Source organism: Kitasatospora sp. NPDC127116 (assembly GCF_042677365.1).
Lineage (GTDB): Bacteria > Actinomycetota > Actinomycetes > Streptomycetales > Streptomycetaceae > Kitasatospora > Kitasatospora lactacystinica.
Genome location: NZ_JBHXTL010000128.1, coordinates 1 through 14,183, shown reverse-complemented (window position 1 = coordinate 14,183; position 14,183 = coordinate 1). Strand labels below are relative to the sequence as shown.

Below are 14,183 nucleotides of genomic sequence, written 5' to 3'. Positions count from 1 at the left end.
GCAGCTGATCCGCGTCACGTTGAGCCTCCTGGCTGGTACGAACCTCTCCGACACGGCCGATCGGCGACAGACTCCGTCCTGATCGCCCCAACCTGCCCGCGATCGTTCCCGACGTCCGGCGCCCGCTAACCGCCTCCGCACTTCCAACGACCGTCACTCGAATGAGTTACGGCCTTCGGGGCCATCTCCACCACTGTACGTGGCCAACCCATTACCGATCAGCCGCATCGCGGTGCACACGCCGCACTTTTGCGCAGCTCGCGCGCGGTGGGCGTACGACCCGCACACCGATTCGGCACGTCGCGCGCCCGTCGGCCACCCGATTGCCACGCCCGCGCCCGGCGGAGCCCTTGCCCACTATGCCCGTTTTTATAGCTTTCGTATGGTCATTGACTGTTGTGCCAGTGTGTGGGTGACTTGTCCATGGAGTTGCCTTAAGTCATATTTCCAGGTGTCCACACCAGTGCATCGAAGCCCCGCCGCACCGCTCGGCAGCAGCCCCGCCGAACGCCCGGCCGACGGCCGACAGCCTCTGAAGGGAATGAGCCATGGCAGATTTCTCCCGCCTCCCCGGTCCCAACGCGGACCTCTGGGACTGGCAGCTCTCCGCAGCCTGCCGTGGCGTGGACAGCTCGCTCTTCTTCCACCCCGAGGGCGAGCGCGGGGCCGCGCGCAGTTCGCGCGAGGCCAGCGCCAAGGAGGTCTGCATGCGCTGCCCGGTGATCGCCGAGTGCGCGGCGCACGCGCTGGCGGTCCGTGAGCCGTACGGCGTCTGGGGCGGGATGACCGAGGACGAGCGCGAGGAGATGCTGGGGCGCTCGCGGCACCGACTGGTCGAGGTCCCGCTGGCCCCGCCGGCGGTCGCCCAGCGCTAGACCCGACTCCGTGAGCGCCGTGAAGAAACGTTCCTTCGCGGCGCTTCAGCCTTCTGGCTCACCCTACGTACCGGACCCCCGCGGCCCCGTCACCCACCGTCAGCGATCGGCGGCCGCCCCCGCCAGCCGCTCCAGCATCAGCGCCACGGCCGGCACCTCCGCCAGGTCCGGCAGGGTCAGCGCGACCACCTGGCGCACCGCGGGCGCCCCGGAGGCCGTGTGCACCGGCACCGTCGACACGCCGTCAGGACGCACCGACCGGAGCGCCAGCCGGGGCAGCACCGCCACCCCCAGCCCGGCCGCCACCAGGCCGACCACCGCCGGGTAGTCGTCCGTCGCGAAGTCGATCCGCGGCTCGAAGCCCGCCCCGGCGCACAGCTCCACCAGGTGCCCCCGGCACTGCGGGCAGCCGGCGATCCACTGCTCCCCCGCCAGCTCGGCCAGCCCCACCGCCCCGCCCCGCCCCGCCAGCCCGTGGCCGGCGGGCAGCAGGCCCACCAGCGGGTCGTCCAGCAGCGGGGTGACCACCAGATCGGACCAGTCGGACCCCGCGGTCAGCTGCTGCGCCTCCAGATTGGCCTCGGCCCGGGCCTCGCGCGGCGTGCCGTGGGCCGGCGCCGGGAGCGCGACGGCGCCGTCGGACTGCGGGTAGCGGAAGGCCAGCGCGATCTCGCACTCGCCGCCGCGCAGCATCGCCAGCGACTCCGGCGGCTCCGCCTCGACCAGCGACACGCGCACCCCCGGATGGCCGTCCCGCAGGCGGGCGACCGCGGGCGGCACCAGGGTGGAACTCGCGGTCGGGAAGGAGACCAGCCGCACCCGCCCGGCCCGCAGCCCGGCGATCGCGGCCACCTCCTCCTCGGCGGCCGAGAGCCCGGCGAGGATTCCGGTGGCATGCTTGAGCAGGACCCGGCCGGCCTCGCTGAGCTGCATCCCGCGGCCCGAGCGGACCACCAGCGGGGTGTCCACCGACTTCTCCAGCGCCTTCATCTGCTGGCTGATGGCGGGCTGCGTACACCCCAGCTCGCGGGCGGCGGCGGAGAAGGAGCCGGTGCGGGCGACGGCACGCAGGACGCGCAGATGGCGGGCCTCGATCATGCCTCAGTTATAAGGCAATCTTTGCATTCTGCAAAATTCTACTGATAGTTGAACGGTGAAGGTGAACGCCGGAGGCCCGGCCCGCCACCCCTCGCGGGGCGCGGACCGGGCCTCCGGTCAGGCGTCGGAGCCTCAGTGCGAGTGGCCGTGGCCGTGGCCGTGGCCGTTGTCGGCCTCCTCCTCCTTCTTCTCCACCACGAGGGTCTCGGTGGTGAGAAGCAGGGAGGCGATCGAGGCGGCGTTCTCCAGGGCGGAGCGGGTGACCTTGACCGGGTCGATGACGCCGGCCTTCACCAGGTCGCCGTACTCACCGGTGGCGGCGTTGTAGCCCTGGCCGGCCTCCAGCTCGGAGACCTTGGAGGTGATGACGTAGCCCTCCAGGCCGGCGTTCTGGGCGATCCAGCGCAGCGGCTCGTGCAGCGCCTTGCGGACGACCGCGACACCGGTCGCCTCGTCGCCCGACAGGCCCAGGCCACCGTCCAGCACCTTGGCGGCGTGGACCAGGGAGGCGCCACCGCCGGCGACGATGCCCTCCTCGACCGCGGCACGGGTCGCCGAGATGGCGTCCTCCAGGCGGTGCTTGCGCTCCTTCAGCTCCACCTCGGTGGCGGCGCCGACCTTGATGACGCAGACGCCGCCGGCCAGCTTGGCCAGGCGCTCCTGCAGCTTCTCGCGGTCCCAGTCGGAGTCGGTCGCGGCGATCTCGCCCTTGATCTGGGCGACGCGGCCGGCCACGGCCTCGGAGTCACCGGCGCCGTCGACGACGGTGGTCTCGTCCTTGGTGATGGTCACGCGGCGGGCGGTGCCCAGCACGTCCAGGCCGACCTGGTCGAGCTTGAGGCCGACCTCCTCGGAGATGACCGTGCCGCCGGTCAGGACGGCCAGGTCGCCGAGGATCGCCTTGCGGCGGTCGCCGAAGCCCGGGGCCTTGACGGCGACGGCGTTGAAGGTGCCGCGGATCTTGTTGACGACCAGGGTCGACAGCGCCTCGCCGTCGACGTCCTCGGCGATGATCAGCAGCGGCTTGGAGGCACCGCCCTGGAGGATCTTCTCCAGCAGCGGCAGCAGCTCCTGGATGGAGGAGATCTTGCCCTGGTTGATCAGGATGTACGGGTCCTCCAGGACCGCCTCCTGCCGCTCCGCGTCGGTGACGAAGTACGGCGACAGGTAGCCCTTGTCGAACTGCATGCCCTCGGTGAAGTCCAGCTCCACGCCGAAGGTGTTCGACTCCTCGACGGTGATGACACCGTCCTTGCCGACCTTGTCGATCGCCTCGGCGATCAGCTCGCCGACCTGGGTGTCCTGGGCGGAGAGCGACGCGACGGCGGCGACGTCGTCCTTGCCCTCGATCTCGCGGGCGATCGAGAGCAGGTGCTCGGAGACGGCGGCGACGGCCTTGTCGATGCCCTTCTTCAGGGCGGCCGGGCCGGCACCGGCGGCGACGTTGCGCAGACCCTCGTTGACCAGGGCCTGGGCCAGCACGGTGGCGGTGGTGGTGCCGTCACCCGCGACGTCGTTGGTCTTGGTGGCGACCTCCTTGACGAGCTGCGCGCCAAGGTTCTCGTACGGGTCGTCCAGCTCGACCTCGCGGGCGATGGTGACACCGTCGTTGGTGATGGTCGGGGCGCCGAACTTCTTGTCGATGACGACGTTGCGGCCCTTGGGGCCGATGGTCACCTTGACGGTGTCGGCCAGCTTGTTGACACCGCGCTCCAGCGAGCGGCGGGCGTCCTCGTCGAACTGCAGGATCTTCGCCATGTTCCCTATTCCCTCGGGGCTGCGGCCGGCCCACCGGCCGCCGAACTACGTGAACCAACAACCACGCCCCGGGCCCCTGTCACTTGGGACACGGATCCGGGGCGGGTCGGAACGTCTTACTTCTCGATGATCGCGAGGACGTCGCGGGCGGAGAGCACCAGGTACTCCTCGCCCTGGTACTTCACCTCGGTGCCGCCGTACTTCGAGTACAGGACGATGTCACCCACGGCGACGTCGAGCGGCAGACGCTGGCCGTCCTCGAAGCGGCCCGGGCCGACGGCCAGGACGACGCCCTCCTGGGGCTTCTCCTTGGCGGTGTCCGGGATAACCAGGCCGGAGGCCGTGGTGGTCTCGGCGTCGAGCGGCTGGACCACAATGCGGTCCTCGAGCGGCTTGATGGCAACCTTGCTGCTGGTGGTCACGTCCGAGCTCCCCTTCGGAGATTACGGGGTTTTCTAACGGGTAGGGCGATCCTGCGGGCCTGCCGTCGCGGGGGTCAGACACACATCGTCGCGTTAGCACTCTCCCGGTGGGGAGTGCCAAGGACGACCATAGGGCCGTGTTAGCACTCAGTCAACCAGAGTGCCAACGACGCGCCCTGGGACTCCCGGTTCCGCGGGTGAGCAGCCGCACTCGTGTGCGCCCCGGCCCGGCCCCCGCGGACTCCTGCCGTGACCTCGATCCCGGTGCGTCCGACCCCTGTGCGCGGGCCCGTCGCACCCGTCGGCCGGCCCGCCGACGGACCCGCCGCCCCGCCCACCGGAAGTCGAGCGGGCGTCCGGATTCCCGTACCCATGTACGGACGGCGCTCCCTCGGGCAGACTCCTGCCATGACGGACACCCCGGTACGCGTCGGCCCCTCCGGCGCGAAGGACGCCCCGCCCGCGCCGCCGCTCGTCCCGGGGGCGTTCCGGTGATCCGAGCGGCCGCCCCGTCCGCGCCGCCGCGGATCCACTGGGCGGCGGACCTGGTGCTCGCCGCGGTGGTGCTCGCGGTGACCGCCGTCGCGGTGTTCCTCGGATCGCTCGTGCTCAACGTGCTGAAGCTGCTCGCCCTGTACGGCCCCGGGACGGTGGCCCTGGACGTCTTCGGCGTCGTGGTCCTGCTCGTGCTGCTGACCCTGACCTTCCGGGGCACCCGGCGGCTCGGCTACCGGATCACGCCGTACGCCGCGGTGGCCGCGGCACCGCTGGGCGTGCTCGTGGGCTGGCTCGCCTCCGGCATCCCCGTCATCGGCCGGTGACCGCCGCACCGCTGCGGTGACCGACCGGCCGAGCGGCGAGAATGGCCCCCGTGGACACCGAGAACCTCCAGCCGCTGCTGACGCCCGAGGGCCAGGCCCTGCTCGCCGAACTGCGCGAGTTCACCCCCGAGGAGGAGCTGGCGCTGGCGACCCGCCTGCGCCGGGAGCATCCGGCGGAGCTGGTCTCGGCGGCCTTCGGGCAGGCGCGGCTGCGGCAGCGGGCGCGGGCGAAGTTCGGGGCGGACGCCGACCTGATGTACTTCACGCCCAACGGGGTCGAGCAGTCCACCCGGCGCAGCGTGGCCGAGTGGCGGGCGCAGCGGTTCGCCGCGCTGGGCGTCCGACGGCTGGCGGACCTGTGCTGCGGCATCGGCGGGGACGTGCTGGCGCTGGCCCGGGCGGGCATCGAGGTGCTGGCCGTCGACAAGGACCCGGCGGCCTGCGCCGCCACCGCGGCCAACGCCGCCGCCCTGGGCCTGTCCGAGCTGGTCGAGGTGCGCTGCGCGGACGTCGCCGAGGTGGACGTCACCGGCTACGACGCGGTGTTCACCGACCCGGCCCGGCGCACCTCGCGCGGCCGGGTGTTCGACCCGGAGGCGTACGCCCCGCCGCTCTCCTGGGCGATCGAGGCCGGCCGGCGGACCCCGATCGGCGCGCTGAAGGTCGCGCCGGGCATCCCGCACGAGGCCGTGCCGCGGGACGCCGAGGCCGAGTGGGTCTCCGACCACGGCGACGTCAAGGAGGCGGTGCTCTGGTTCGGCACCAGGGCCGCGAGCCCGCACCGCGCCACCCTGCTGCCGCAGGGCGCCAGCCTGACCGGCGGCGACCTGCCCGACCCGCCGGCCGGCCCGGTCGGGCGGTACCTGTACGAGCCGGACGGCGCGGTGATCCGGGCCCACCTGGTGGCCGAGGTGGCCGGGCAGGTGGGCGGCCGGCTGATCGACCCGAAGATCGCCTACCTGACCTCGGACGAGCTGGTCGCCACCCCGTACGCGCACGCCTTCGAGCTCACCGACGTGCTGCCGTTCCACATCAAGAAGCTGAAGGCGCTGCTGCGCGAGCGGGCGGTCGGCACGGTGGTGATCAAGAAGCGCGGGATGGCGATCACCCCGGAGGAGCTGCGCCGCCAGCTCAAGCCCTCCGGGCCGAACAGCGTCACGGTGATCCTCAGCCGCACCGACAACGGGCCGCTGATGATGCTGGGACAGCCGGTCGCGGCGTCCTAGGGGGTCGACCCGCGGCCTCGGTCACACGGGTGGCTGGATGTAGTCCTCCAGCCGCGCCACCGAGAAGCCCTGCTCCTGTATCCGGGCCAGCAGGTCGCCGAACATCTGGGTCATCGTGGCGCCCTTGAGCTCCTTGGGGCCGCGGAAGTGCGCCAGGATTATGTCGCCGGGCTTCAGCTGCTTGTCCCCCGCCTGGTACTGCATGTCGTGGATCTGCATCGACTCGCGCCAGAGCACCATCGCGCGCGGGCCGCACTGCTGGACCGAGGTGTTGAGCGTCGGGGTGTTGGCGCCGTCGCCGAACGGCGGGCGGAACAGCAGCGGGGCGGCGCCGTACTGCTGGGTGAGCGCGGACTGCGCGTCGCAGATCTCGGACTTCTGCTTCTCCGCCGGGATCCTGCTCATCACCGGGTGGTCCACGGTGTGGTTCTGGACGTGGTTGCCCAGGGCCTGGAGCGGCTTGAAGTAGCCGTAGTCGTTCTTGACGATGTCCCGGGTCAGGAACATCGATATCGGCACCTTGAGGTCGGTGAGCATCTCGACGAACTTCGGGTCCTTCTCGGCCCCGTCGTCGATGGTGATGAAGACGACCTTGTCGCTCGTTTTCACGTCGCTGAACACCGGGACGGGGCCCGTCCGTTCGAGCTTTATCGGCTTGTCGGCGGGCGGCGCCGGGGCGGGGGCGAGCGGGGTGAGGTTCCACTTGGCCCAGGCCGCCGCGCCCGCTCCCGCCGGGGCGCCGGCCGCGGCGGCGGTGGTCGCGGCCGCGGTCGGCGCGGCGCCGGAGGACCGGGGCGCGGCCGGCGTGGTCGCGGCGGCCGGGGCGGCGCTGCCGCCGCCCCCGTTGTCGCCGCACCCGGTGGCGAGGGCCAGCAGGGCCACCGCCCCCGCCGCGTACGTCCTGGTCCTGCTCCGCCCGTTCCTGATCACCGCTGCGCGCTCCCGGTTCCCGTCCAGCATTCTCTCAGCTATGCACGGTAACGGCCGGTCCTGCGGTTCCCGGTACGGGGCTACTCCACGTGCTCGCTGGTGAAGGACCAGCGGTGCACCGGGCGGCCGAGCAGCTCGGCCGGCGGGTCGGCGACGGGCACCGGCTCGCCGTTCCACCAGGTGATCAGCAGCACCCGCCCGCCCGGGGCGGTGAGCAGTTCGAGGCGCTCCAGCCCGGCCGAGCCGCGGAGCCGGGGCAGCGCCGACTCCCTTGCCCAGGCGGCGAGTTCGGGCCCGCACCCGTCGGCGGCCCGGGCCTCCCACATCGCGGCGACGGTCATGCCGCGCCACCGCCGAGGGCGTCGTAGGCCTGGCCGTGGACGTCGGTGTGGGGCACGTGGACCTCGGTCACCGGCAGCGAGGAGTCGGCGGACAGGTCGAAGGCGGACGGCGTGCGGTCGCGCCACACCATCTCGGCGCCGAGCGCCGCGACCATCGCGCCGTTGTCGGTGCACAGGCCCGGCCGGGGCACCCGCAGCCGGATGCCGGCCCGGTCGCAGCGCTGCTGGGCCATCTCGCGCAGCCGCGAGTTGGCCGCCACGCCGCCGCCGATCATCAGGTGGTCGACGCCGCTGTCCTTGCACGCCTTGACGGCCTTGCGGGTGAGCACGTCGGTGACCGCCTCCTGGAAGGACGCCGCCACGTCGGCGATCGGCACCTCCTCGCCGGCCCGGCGCCTGGCCTCCACCCAGCGGGCGACGGCGGTCTTCAGGCCGGAGAAGGAGAAGTCGTACTCCGGGTCGTTCTTGCCGGTCAGGCCGCGCGGGAAGGCGATCGCCTTCGGGTCGCCGTCGCGGGCCGTGCGGTCGACGATCGGGCCGCCGGGGAAGCCGAGGCCGAGCACCCGGGCGACCTTGTCGAAGGCCTCGCCGGCCGCGTCGTCGATGGTCGCGCCGAGCGGGCGGACGTCGCTGGTGATGTCCTCGCTGAGCAGCAGCGAGGAGTGCCCGCCGGAGACCAGCAGGGCCATCGTCGGCGAGGGCAGCCGGCCGTGCTCCAGCTGGTCGACGCAGATGTGCGAGGCGAGGTGGTTGACCCCGTACAGCGGCTTGTCCAGGGCCCAGGCGTACGCCTTCGCGGCGCTGACGCCGACCAGCAGCGCGCCGGCCAGGCCGGGGCCCGCGGTGACGGCGATGCCGTCCAGGTCGCTCGCCTTGATCCCGGCGGTGTCCAGGGCGCGCTGGATGGTCGGGACCATCGCCTCCAGGTGCGCGCGGCTGGCGATCTCCGGGACGACGCCGCCGAAGCGGGCGTGGTCGTTGACGCTGGAGGCGACCGCGTCGGCCAGCAGCGTGGTGCCGCGCACGATGCCGACGCCGGTCTCGTCGCAGGAGGTCTCGATGCCGAGGACGAGCGGTTCGTCAGCCATGGCGGGTGTCCTCAATGTCCTTCGGGTCAGTGCTGTCAGTGCTCGGGGAGTCGAGGCGCATCACCAGCGCGTCGACGTTGGCGGGCTGGTAGTAGCCGCGCCGGATGCCAACCGGTTCGAAGCCGTGGCGCTCGTACAGCCGCTGGGCGCGCGGGTTGTCCACCCGCACCTCCAGCAGCAGCTCGGCGCACTCGCGCCGGGCGGCCTCCCGGATCAGGTCGGTGAGCAGCGCCGCGCCGAGGCCGGCGCCCTGGTGGCGCGCGTCGACGGCGATGGTCTGGACGTCGCCCTCACCGGCGATCGCCATCAGGCCGGCGTAGCCGACGATCGTGCCGTCCGGGGCGGCCGCGACGGTGTAGTGGCGGGTGCCGCCGGGGTGGGAGTCGGCCAGTTCGGACCAGAACATCCCAGCTGACCAGGCGTCCTCGGGGAAGAGCCGCAGCTCCAGCTCCAGCACCGGCGCGATGTCCCACCAGCGCATCGGGCGCAGGGTGGTGCCGTGGTTCACGCCGGGAGCACCGCCTTGTAGCCGGCCGGGACCTGGGCGTCCGGGCGGCGCAGGTACAGCGGGTGGTTCGGGAGCAGCTCGCGCCCGGCGGCCAGCTCGGCGGCGGCGAAACCGGCCAGGGCGCCGGCCGAGACGTGCTCGGGGCCGTGCCCGCCCGGGAAGGCGTCGGGGTAGAGCAGCGCGCCGGCGCCGACGGAGCGTTCCTGCGGGGTCAGCTCGGCCGGGCGGTCCACGCCGGGGCCCTCGGTGCGGCGGCCCTCGGCGTCGTACGAGGCCCAGTAGACCTCCTTGCGGCGCGCGTCGGTGGCGACCGTGAACGGCTGCCCGGCCAGGCCCTCGGCGCGGGCCTGGAAGGCGATCGCGTCCAGGGTGCAGACGCCGTGCACCGGCAGCCCGAGCGCGTGGCCGAGCGCGGCGGCGGTCACCAGGCCGACCCGCAGGCCGGTGTACGGGCCGGGGCCGACGCCGACCGCGATGCCGGTCAGCCGGTGCTTGTCCACCCCGGCGGCCCGCAGCACCCCGTCGATCGCGGGCAGCAACAGTTCGCCGTGGCGCCTGGCGTCGACCTGGTGGGTCTCGGCGAGGACGGCCGTGCCGTCGTGGACGGCGGCGGTGACGGCGGGGGTAGCGGTGTCGAACGCGAGCAGCAGCACGGGGTCAAGGTTAGACCGCGTTGGGCCGACCGGCCGATCGGCAAGGTGTACCAGCCGGGAACACACATCCGAGGCGCTGCGACCCGCGCGGATGAACCTGGCACGATGGGGCCGTACGTAAAGGGACGGCGGCGGGAGCGGCAACGTGGCGAAGATGGGTCCTGGAGTGGTGGTCACGGGGTTGACCCTGGGGGCCCTGGCGGTGGTGAGCCTGCTGGCCTTCCAGGCCAACGGCGCCCAGGACCGGGCCGGCGGCCCCAGGCCCACGGCCACCACCACGGCGACCGGCACGGCCACCGCCGCGGCGCCGACCGCCTCGGCCACCCCGACCGTCCCGGCGCTGCCGACCACCTCGGGCACCGGCATCCGGGTGGTCTACTCGGTCGGCAGCCACTACGTCTGGCTGGTCGACCCGAAGAAGACCCCGCAGGTCGCGGCCGCCTTCCCGGTCACCCCGGGCTCGGTCGAGCCGGCCCCGGGCAGCTACGCCGTGTACAGCCGCACCCAGACCACCACCGGGACGGACGGCAAGCAGATCGAGCACGTGGTGCGCTTCGCGCAGCAGAACGGCGTGGTGTTCGGCTTCAGCGCGGCGGTGGACGGCGCGACGCCGACCACCGACCCGAGCGCCAAGACCGGCGGCATCCGCAGCGGGCGCGCCGAGGGGCAGCTGCTCTGGGACTTCGCGCCCAAGGACACCAAGGTGGTCGTGATCGCCTGACCCGGACGACCCGGAACGGCCCGGCCCGGAAGGACCGGCCTCACGCGGCCCGGGGCGCCTGCGCCTCGGGCCGTTCGTCCTGTCGGGGCCGCGGTTCGGGCGGGGTGGACACCGCCTCGGCGGCCGCGCAGGCGGCCAGCAGCGCCCGCATCGGCTCTCCCGGAGCGCGACGGGCCGGTTCTCCGGCCCCGGCGGCGGGGACCGCGCGCTTCGGGGCGGGGGTGGTGCTCGACATGGCGCCTCCCTAGTTAGGCAGACCTAACCGCAGCACCCATCCCACCACGCCCGGCACCCCGCCCGCAACATCTTGCCGACAGCCTGTCGGCAAGATGTCAGCGGGACGTCGTCGCCCCCCTCGGCGCCCGTCCGCTATCCGAGGTCCGCCAGCGCCGCGTCCGCCCAGCGCGGGCCGATCCCGGTCAGCACCACCCGGCGCGGGTCCTGGTCGTCCCCGTCCGCCGTGCCGCCGATGGCGCGCTCGATCCGGACCTCCAGCCGGTCCTCGGACAGCCGCTCGACCTTGCCCTCGCCCCACTCGACCACGACCACCGACTCGGGCAGCGAGACGTCCAGGTCGAGGTCCTCCATCTCGTCCAGGTCCCCGCCCAGCCGGTACGCGTCCACGTGCACCAGCGCCGGGCCGCCGACCAGCGAGGGGTGCACCCGGGCGATCACGAAGGTCGGCGAGGTCACCGCCCCGCGGACCTGCAGGCCCTCCCCCAGGCCCCGGGTCAGCGTGGTCTTCCCCGCGCCCAGCTCCCCGGAGAGCAGCACCAGGTCACCCGGCCGCAGCAGCGCGGCCAGCTCCCGGCCGAGCCGGCCCATCCGCTCCGGGGTGGGGACGGTGAGAGTGGCGTGCGAGCCCATGCGCGTGTCTTGCCCTTCGGTCCGTACCGGCGCACCGACCACCGGCCGCCACCGCTACCGTGCCACATCCGCGCGCCACCGGGGCTCACACGGGGTCGACGACGGCTTCCGCGACCCGCTCCCGGGCCAGGTCGAGGACGGCCGCGGGCAGCGGCGCCGCCCCGGCGAAGCCGGCGGCCCGGCGCAGCAGCCGCGCCAGCTCGTGGTCCACCAGCTCCGGGCGTTCCAGCATCACCAGGTGCCCGGCGCCCTCGGCCAGGACCAGTTCGGCGCCGGGCAGCCGCGCGGCCATCGCCTCGCTGTGCGTCGAGGGCGTCAGCAGGTCCTTCGTCCCGGCCAGCACCAGCGCGGGCAGGCCCCGCAGGGCGGCCAGCGCCTCGTACTTCTCGTGCGCGCCGAACACCGGGTAGAACTCGGCGACCACGTCGATCGGGGTGGCGTCCAACAGGTGCTCGGCGAAGCGCACCACGCCGGGGTCGACGTCCCGGCCGCCGAAGGAGAACCTCCGGTAGAACACGGCGGCCACGTCCGAGCCCAGCCGCCTGGTCGCCTCGACCAGGTCGACCTGGCGGCCCAGCAGCTTCACCATGCCGGGCGCGACCTTCCTGAACAGCTTCGCGCCGGCCCTCGGCAGGCCGAGGCTGACCTCGTTCCAGTCCCCGGCGAGGGTGCCGATCAGCGCCACCCCGGCGACCCTCTCGCGGAACAGCTCCGGGTGCTGGTCGGCCAGCGCCATCACCGTCATGCCGCCCATCGAGTGGCCCACCAGCACCAGCGGCCCGGTCGGGGCGACGGCGTCGATCACGGCCTTGAGGTCGCCGCCCAGCTGGTCGATGCCGGCCGGCTCGCCCGCCAGGTACGAACGGGAGCGCTCGGAGCGGCCGTGGCTGCGCTGGTCCCAGAGGACCAGCCGCATGCCCTCGCGCAGCGCGGCCCGCTGGAAGTGCCAGCTGTCCTGGTTGAGGCAGTAGCCGTGGCAGAACACCACGGTCAGCGGCTCGGCGCCGGCGCCGTCCCCGTCCGGCCCGCTCCAGCCGGTGCCGTCCAGCTCGACGTACAGCTCGGTGCCGTCCGGCGCGGCCACCGTCCTCGGACGGCCGCGCAGCGAGCCGTACGGGGCGTTCGCGTCCAGCTCGGCCCGGGCCCGGCGGCGCATCGCCCGGCCGACGGTCAGCCGCTCCACCGCGACGCCCGCGGCCGCCCCGGCCGCCAGTACGCCGACCGAGATCCCGATCACACCCGCCCGGCTCACCCCGGAGGCGGCGCCGGCCGCCTTGGCGACCGCCGCGACCGGACTGCCCTCGGCCGGTGCGCCGGTCATGCCGACGGGCCCTCCGGGTGGCTGCCGCCGAGGTAGCGGCGGGGCACCCGGGCGCCGATCCGGGTGATGATCTCGTACGAGATGGTGCCGCAGGCGCGGGCCCAGTCCTCCGCGGTGGGCTCGCCGCGCTCGCCGTTGCCGAACAGCAGCACCTCGTCGCCGATCGCCGGGGTGTCGCCGCCGAGGTCCACCACGAACTGGTCCATCGCGACCCGGCCGGCCACCGTGCGCCACTTGCCGTCGATCTGCACCGGGCCGGTACCGCTGGCGTGCCGGGGGATGCCGTCGCCGTAGCCGACCGGGACCAGGCCCAGGGTGGTCTCGCCCGGCGTCGTGTAGTGGTGGCCGTAGCTGACCCCGTGCCCGCCGGGGACGTGCTTGACCAGCGCCAGCCGCGCGGTCAGCGCCATCACCGGGCGCAGCCCGAAGTCGGCCGGCGAGCCCACCTCCGGCACCGGCGACAGCCCGTACGCGGCCAGGCCGGTGCGGACCAGGTCGAAGTGCGACTCGGGCAGCAGCAGGGCGGCCGGGGAGTTCGCCAGGTGCCGGACCGCGGGGCGCAGCCCGGCGGCCTCGGCCGTGGCCAGCGCGGCGCGGTAGGAGTCCAGCTGGGCCTGGATCGACGGGTGGCCCGGCTCGTCCGCCGCGGCGAAGTGCGACCACACGCCGACGACCGTCAGCAGCCCCTCCGTCTCGGCCCGGCGGGCGGCGGCCACCAGCCGCGGCCAGTCGTGCGGCTGGCAGCCGTTGCGGCCGAGGCCGGTGTCGGCCTTCAGGTGCACCCGGGCCGGGATGCCGGTCTCGCGGACGGCGGGCAGCAGCTCGTCCAGCGCCCACTGGCCGCTGACCGAGATGTCCAGGTCCGCGCGCAGCGCCTCGTGCCAGGGCCCGCCCGGCGTCCACAGCCAGCACAGGATGCGGGCCTGCTCCGGGCGGATGCCCGCGGCCCGCAGCGCCAGCGCCTCGTCCGGCGTCGCGCAGCCGAGCCAGCCGATCCCGTTCGCGACCGCTTCCCGGGCGCACTCGACCGCGCCGTGGCCGTAGGCGTTCGCCTTGACGGCGAGCATCACCGCCGCGCCGCCGACGCGTTCGCGCAGGGCGGCGAGGTTGCCGCGCAGGGCGGCGAGATCGATGGTCGCCTCGGCCCGGAGGCCGTCGGTGCGGGTGGCTGTGCCGGTCGTGTTCGCAGTTGTCATCAGGGTCAGTCTCCCAGACGTCCCGGAGTCCTCGCCGAACGGCCCGGCGGCGCGGCGGACCCCTACGACGCGCCGACGTGCGGCGGACCGCCCGTTCACCCCGTTCAGGACGCCGCAACCGGATGTCCCGGTTCCGGCGGTCACCCCGCGCGGACCGCCCGCCACACCGCCGGGAGCGCCCCGGCCACCGCGAGCGCCGTCGTCGGGGCGCCCGGCACGCCCGCCGCCTCGCGGCCGGCCAGGCCGTGCAGGTAGGCGGCCGCCGACGCGGCGTCCAGCGGCGCGAGGCCGGCCGCCAGCAGGGAGCCGGCCAGCCCGGCCAGCACGTCGCCGCTGCCGGCGGTGGCCAGCCAGGAGG

The 14,183-nt window shown here is 73.9% G+C and carries 17 protein-coding genes; 4 read left to right on the top strand and 13 right to left on the bottom strand.

Annotation, left to right across the window (positions count from 1 at the left end; genetic code table 11):
- Positions 1–548: 548 nt before the first annotated feature.
- The gene (locus ACFVHV_RS35375) at positions 549–875 is read left to right on the top strand and encodes a WhiB family transcriptional regulator (RefSeq protein WP_049654358.1); all 327 of its coding nucleotides are present in this window, start codon (positions 549–551) and stop codon (positions 873–875) included.
- Positions 876–974: 99 nt separating this feature from the next.
- On the opposite strand, the gene ACFVHV_RS35370 is transcribed toward ACFVHV_RS35375, so the two are convergent.
- From ACFVHV_RS35370 to groES, 3 genes are all read right to left on the bottom strand, one after another.
- Entirely contained in the window at positions 975–1,973 is a 999-nt protein-coding gene (locus ACFVHV_RS35370; protein ID WP_359897485.1) for a LysR family transcriptional regulator, read from the bottom strand.
- A 132-nt stretch (positions 1,974–2,105) separates the two neighbouring features.
- Complete coding sequence (gene groL / locus ACFVHV_RS35365; RefSeq protein WP_359897486.1) at positions 2,106–3,731, bottom strand: chaperonin GroEL; 1,626 nt, start codon at positions 3,729–3,731, stop codon at positions 2,106–2,108.
- Between the two features lie 116 nt (positions 3,732–3,847).
- Positions 3,848–4,153, bottom strand: coding sequence for a co-chaperone GroES (groES, locus tag ACFVHV_RS35360; protein ID WP_014136232.1), 306 nt, complete (start codon positions 4,151–4,153; stop codon positions 3,848–3,850).
- A 491-nt stretch (positions 4,154–4,644) separates the two neighbouring features.
- Between groES and ACFVHV_RS35355 the strand changes: the two genes are divergently transcribed.
- Both ACFVHV_RS35355 and ACFVHV_RS35350 read left to right on the top strand, forming a co-directional pair.
- Positions 4,645–4,974, top strand: a complete 330-nt coding sequence (locus tag ACFVHV_RS35355; protein ID WP_359897487.1) for a hypothetical protein — start codon at positions 4,645–4,647, stop codon at positions 4,972–4,974.
- Between the two features lie 41 nt (positions 4,975–5,015).
- Entirely contained in the window at positions 5,016–6,200 is a 1,185-nt protein-coding gene (locus ACFVHV_RS35350) for a class I SAM-dependent methyltransferase (RefSeq protein ID WP_359897488.1), read from the top strand.
- A 21-nt stretch (positions 6,201–6,221) separates the two neighbouring features.
- Here ACFVHV_RS35350 and ACFVHV_RS35345 read toward each other — a convergent pair whose 3' ends face one another.
- From ACFVHV_RS35345 to tsaB, 5 genes are read right to left on the bottom strand one after another with little or no spacing between them, the layout of a single operon-like run.
- The gene (locus ACFVHV_RS35345) at positions 6,222–7,160 is read right to left on the bottom strand and encodes a polysaccharide deacetylase family protein (RefSeq protein ID WP_380356894.1); all 939 of its coding nucleotides are present in this window, start codon (positions 7,158–7,160) and stop codon (positions 6,222–6,224) included.
- Positions 7,161–7,210: 50 nt separating this feature from the next.
- Positions 7,211–7,471 (bottom strand): hypothetical protein, encoded by a 261-nt coding sequence (locus ACFVHV_RS35340; RefSeq protein WP_359897490.1) that lies wholly within the window; start codon positions 7,469–7,471, stop codon positions 7,211–7,213.
- On the bottom strand, positions 7,468–8,559 hold the full coding sequence (tsaD, locus tag ACFVHV_RS35335) for a tRNA (adenosine(37)-N6)-threonylcarbamoyltransferase complex transferase subunit TsaD (RefSeq protein WP_359897491.1): 1,092 nt from the start codon (positions 8,557–8,559) through the stop codon (positions 7,468–7,470). Before tsaD ends, ACFVHV_RS35340 begins: the two co-directional genes overlap by 4 nt.
- Positions 8,552–9,040: a ribosomal protein S18-alanine N-acetyltransferase gene (rimI, locus tag ACFVHV_RS35330; RefSeq protein ID WP_380356912.1), complete on the bottom strand. Its 489-nt coding sequence runs from the start codon at positions 9,038–9,040 to the stop codon at positions 8,552–8,554. Before rimI ends, tsaD begins: the two co-directional genes overlap by 8 nt.
- Positions 9,041–9,063: 23 nt before the next feature.
- Positions 9,064–9,720 (bottom strand): tRNA (adenosine(37)-N6)-threonylcarbamoyltransferase complex dimerization subunit type 1 TsaB, encoded by a 657-nt coding sequence (tsaB, locus tag ACFVHV_RS35325; protein ID WP_380356892.1) that lies wholly within the window; start codon positions 9,718–9,720, stop codon positions 9,064–9,066.
- Positions 9,721–9,874: 154 nt separating this feature from the next.
- Here tsaB and ACFVHV_RS35320 point away from each other — a divergent pair, with 154 nt between their 5' ends.
- Positions 9,875–10,441 (top strand): hypothetical protein, encoded by a 567-nt coding sequence (locus ACFVHV_RS35320; RefSeq protein ID WP_359897493.1) that lies wholly within the window; start codon positions 9,875–9,877, stop codon positions 10,439–10,441.
- Between the two features lie 40 nt (positions 10,442–10,481).
- Here ACFVHV_RS35320 and ACFVHV_RS35315 read toward each other — a convergent pair whose 3' ends face one another.
- The 5 genes from ACFVHV_RS35315 to ACFVHV_RS35295 form a co-directional block, all read right to left on the bottom strand.
- Entirely contained in the window at positions 10,482–10,676 is a 195-nt protein-coding gene (locus ACFVHV_RS35315) for a hypothetical protein (protein WP_359897494.1), read from the bottom strand.
- Between the two features lie 134 nt (positions 10,677–10,810).
- Entirely contained in the window at positions 10,811–11,308 is a 498-nt protein-coding gene (gene tsaE, locus ACFVHV_RS35310; RefSeq protein WP_359897495.1) for a tRNA (adenosine(37)-N6)-threonylcarbamoyltransferase complex ATPase subunit type 1 TsaE, read from the bottom strand.
- Positions 11,309–11,393: 85 nt separating this feature from the next.
- A complete protein-coding gene (locus ACFVHV_RS35305) occupies positions 11,394–12,629 on the bottom strand; it encodes an alpha/beta fold hydrolase (RefSeq protein ID WP_380356888.1) in 1,236 nt (411 codons plus the stop codon).
- The gene (gene alr / locus ACFVHV_RS35300) at positions 12,626–13,825 is read right to left on the bottom strand and encodes an alanine racemase (RefSeq protein WP_380356886.1); all 1,200 of its coding nucleotides are present in this window, start codon (positions 13,823–13,825) and stop codon (positions 12,626–12,628) included. The genes ACFVHV_RS35305 and alr overlap by 4 nt, the downstream gene beginning before the upstream one ends.
- Positions 13,826–13,965: 140 nt before the next feature.
- On the bottom strand, positions 13,966–14,183 hold a 218-nt coding region (locus tag ACFVHV_RS35295; RefSeq protein WP_380356884.1), incomplete at its 5' end, for an NAD(P)H-hydrate dehydratase.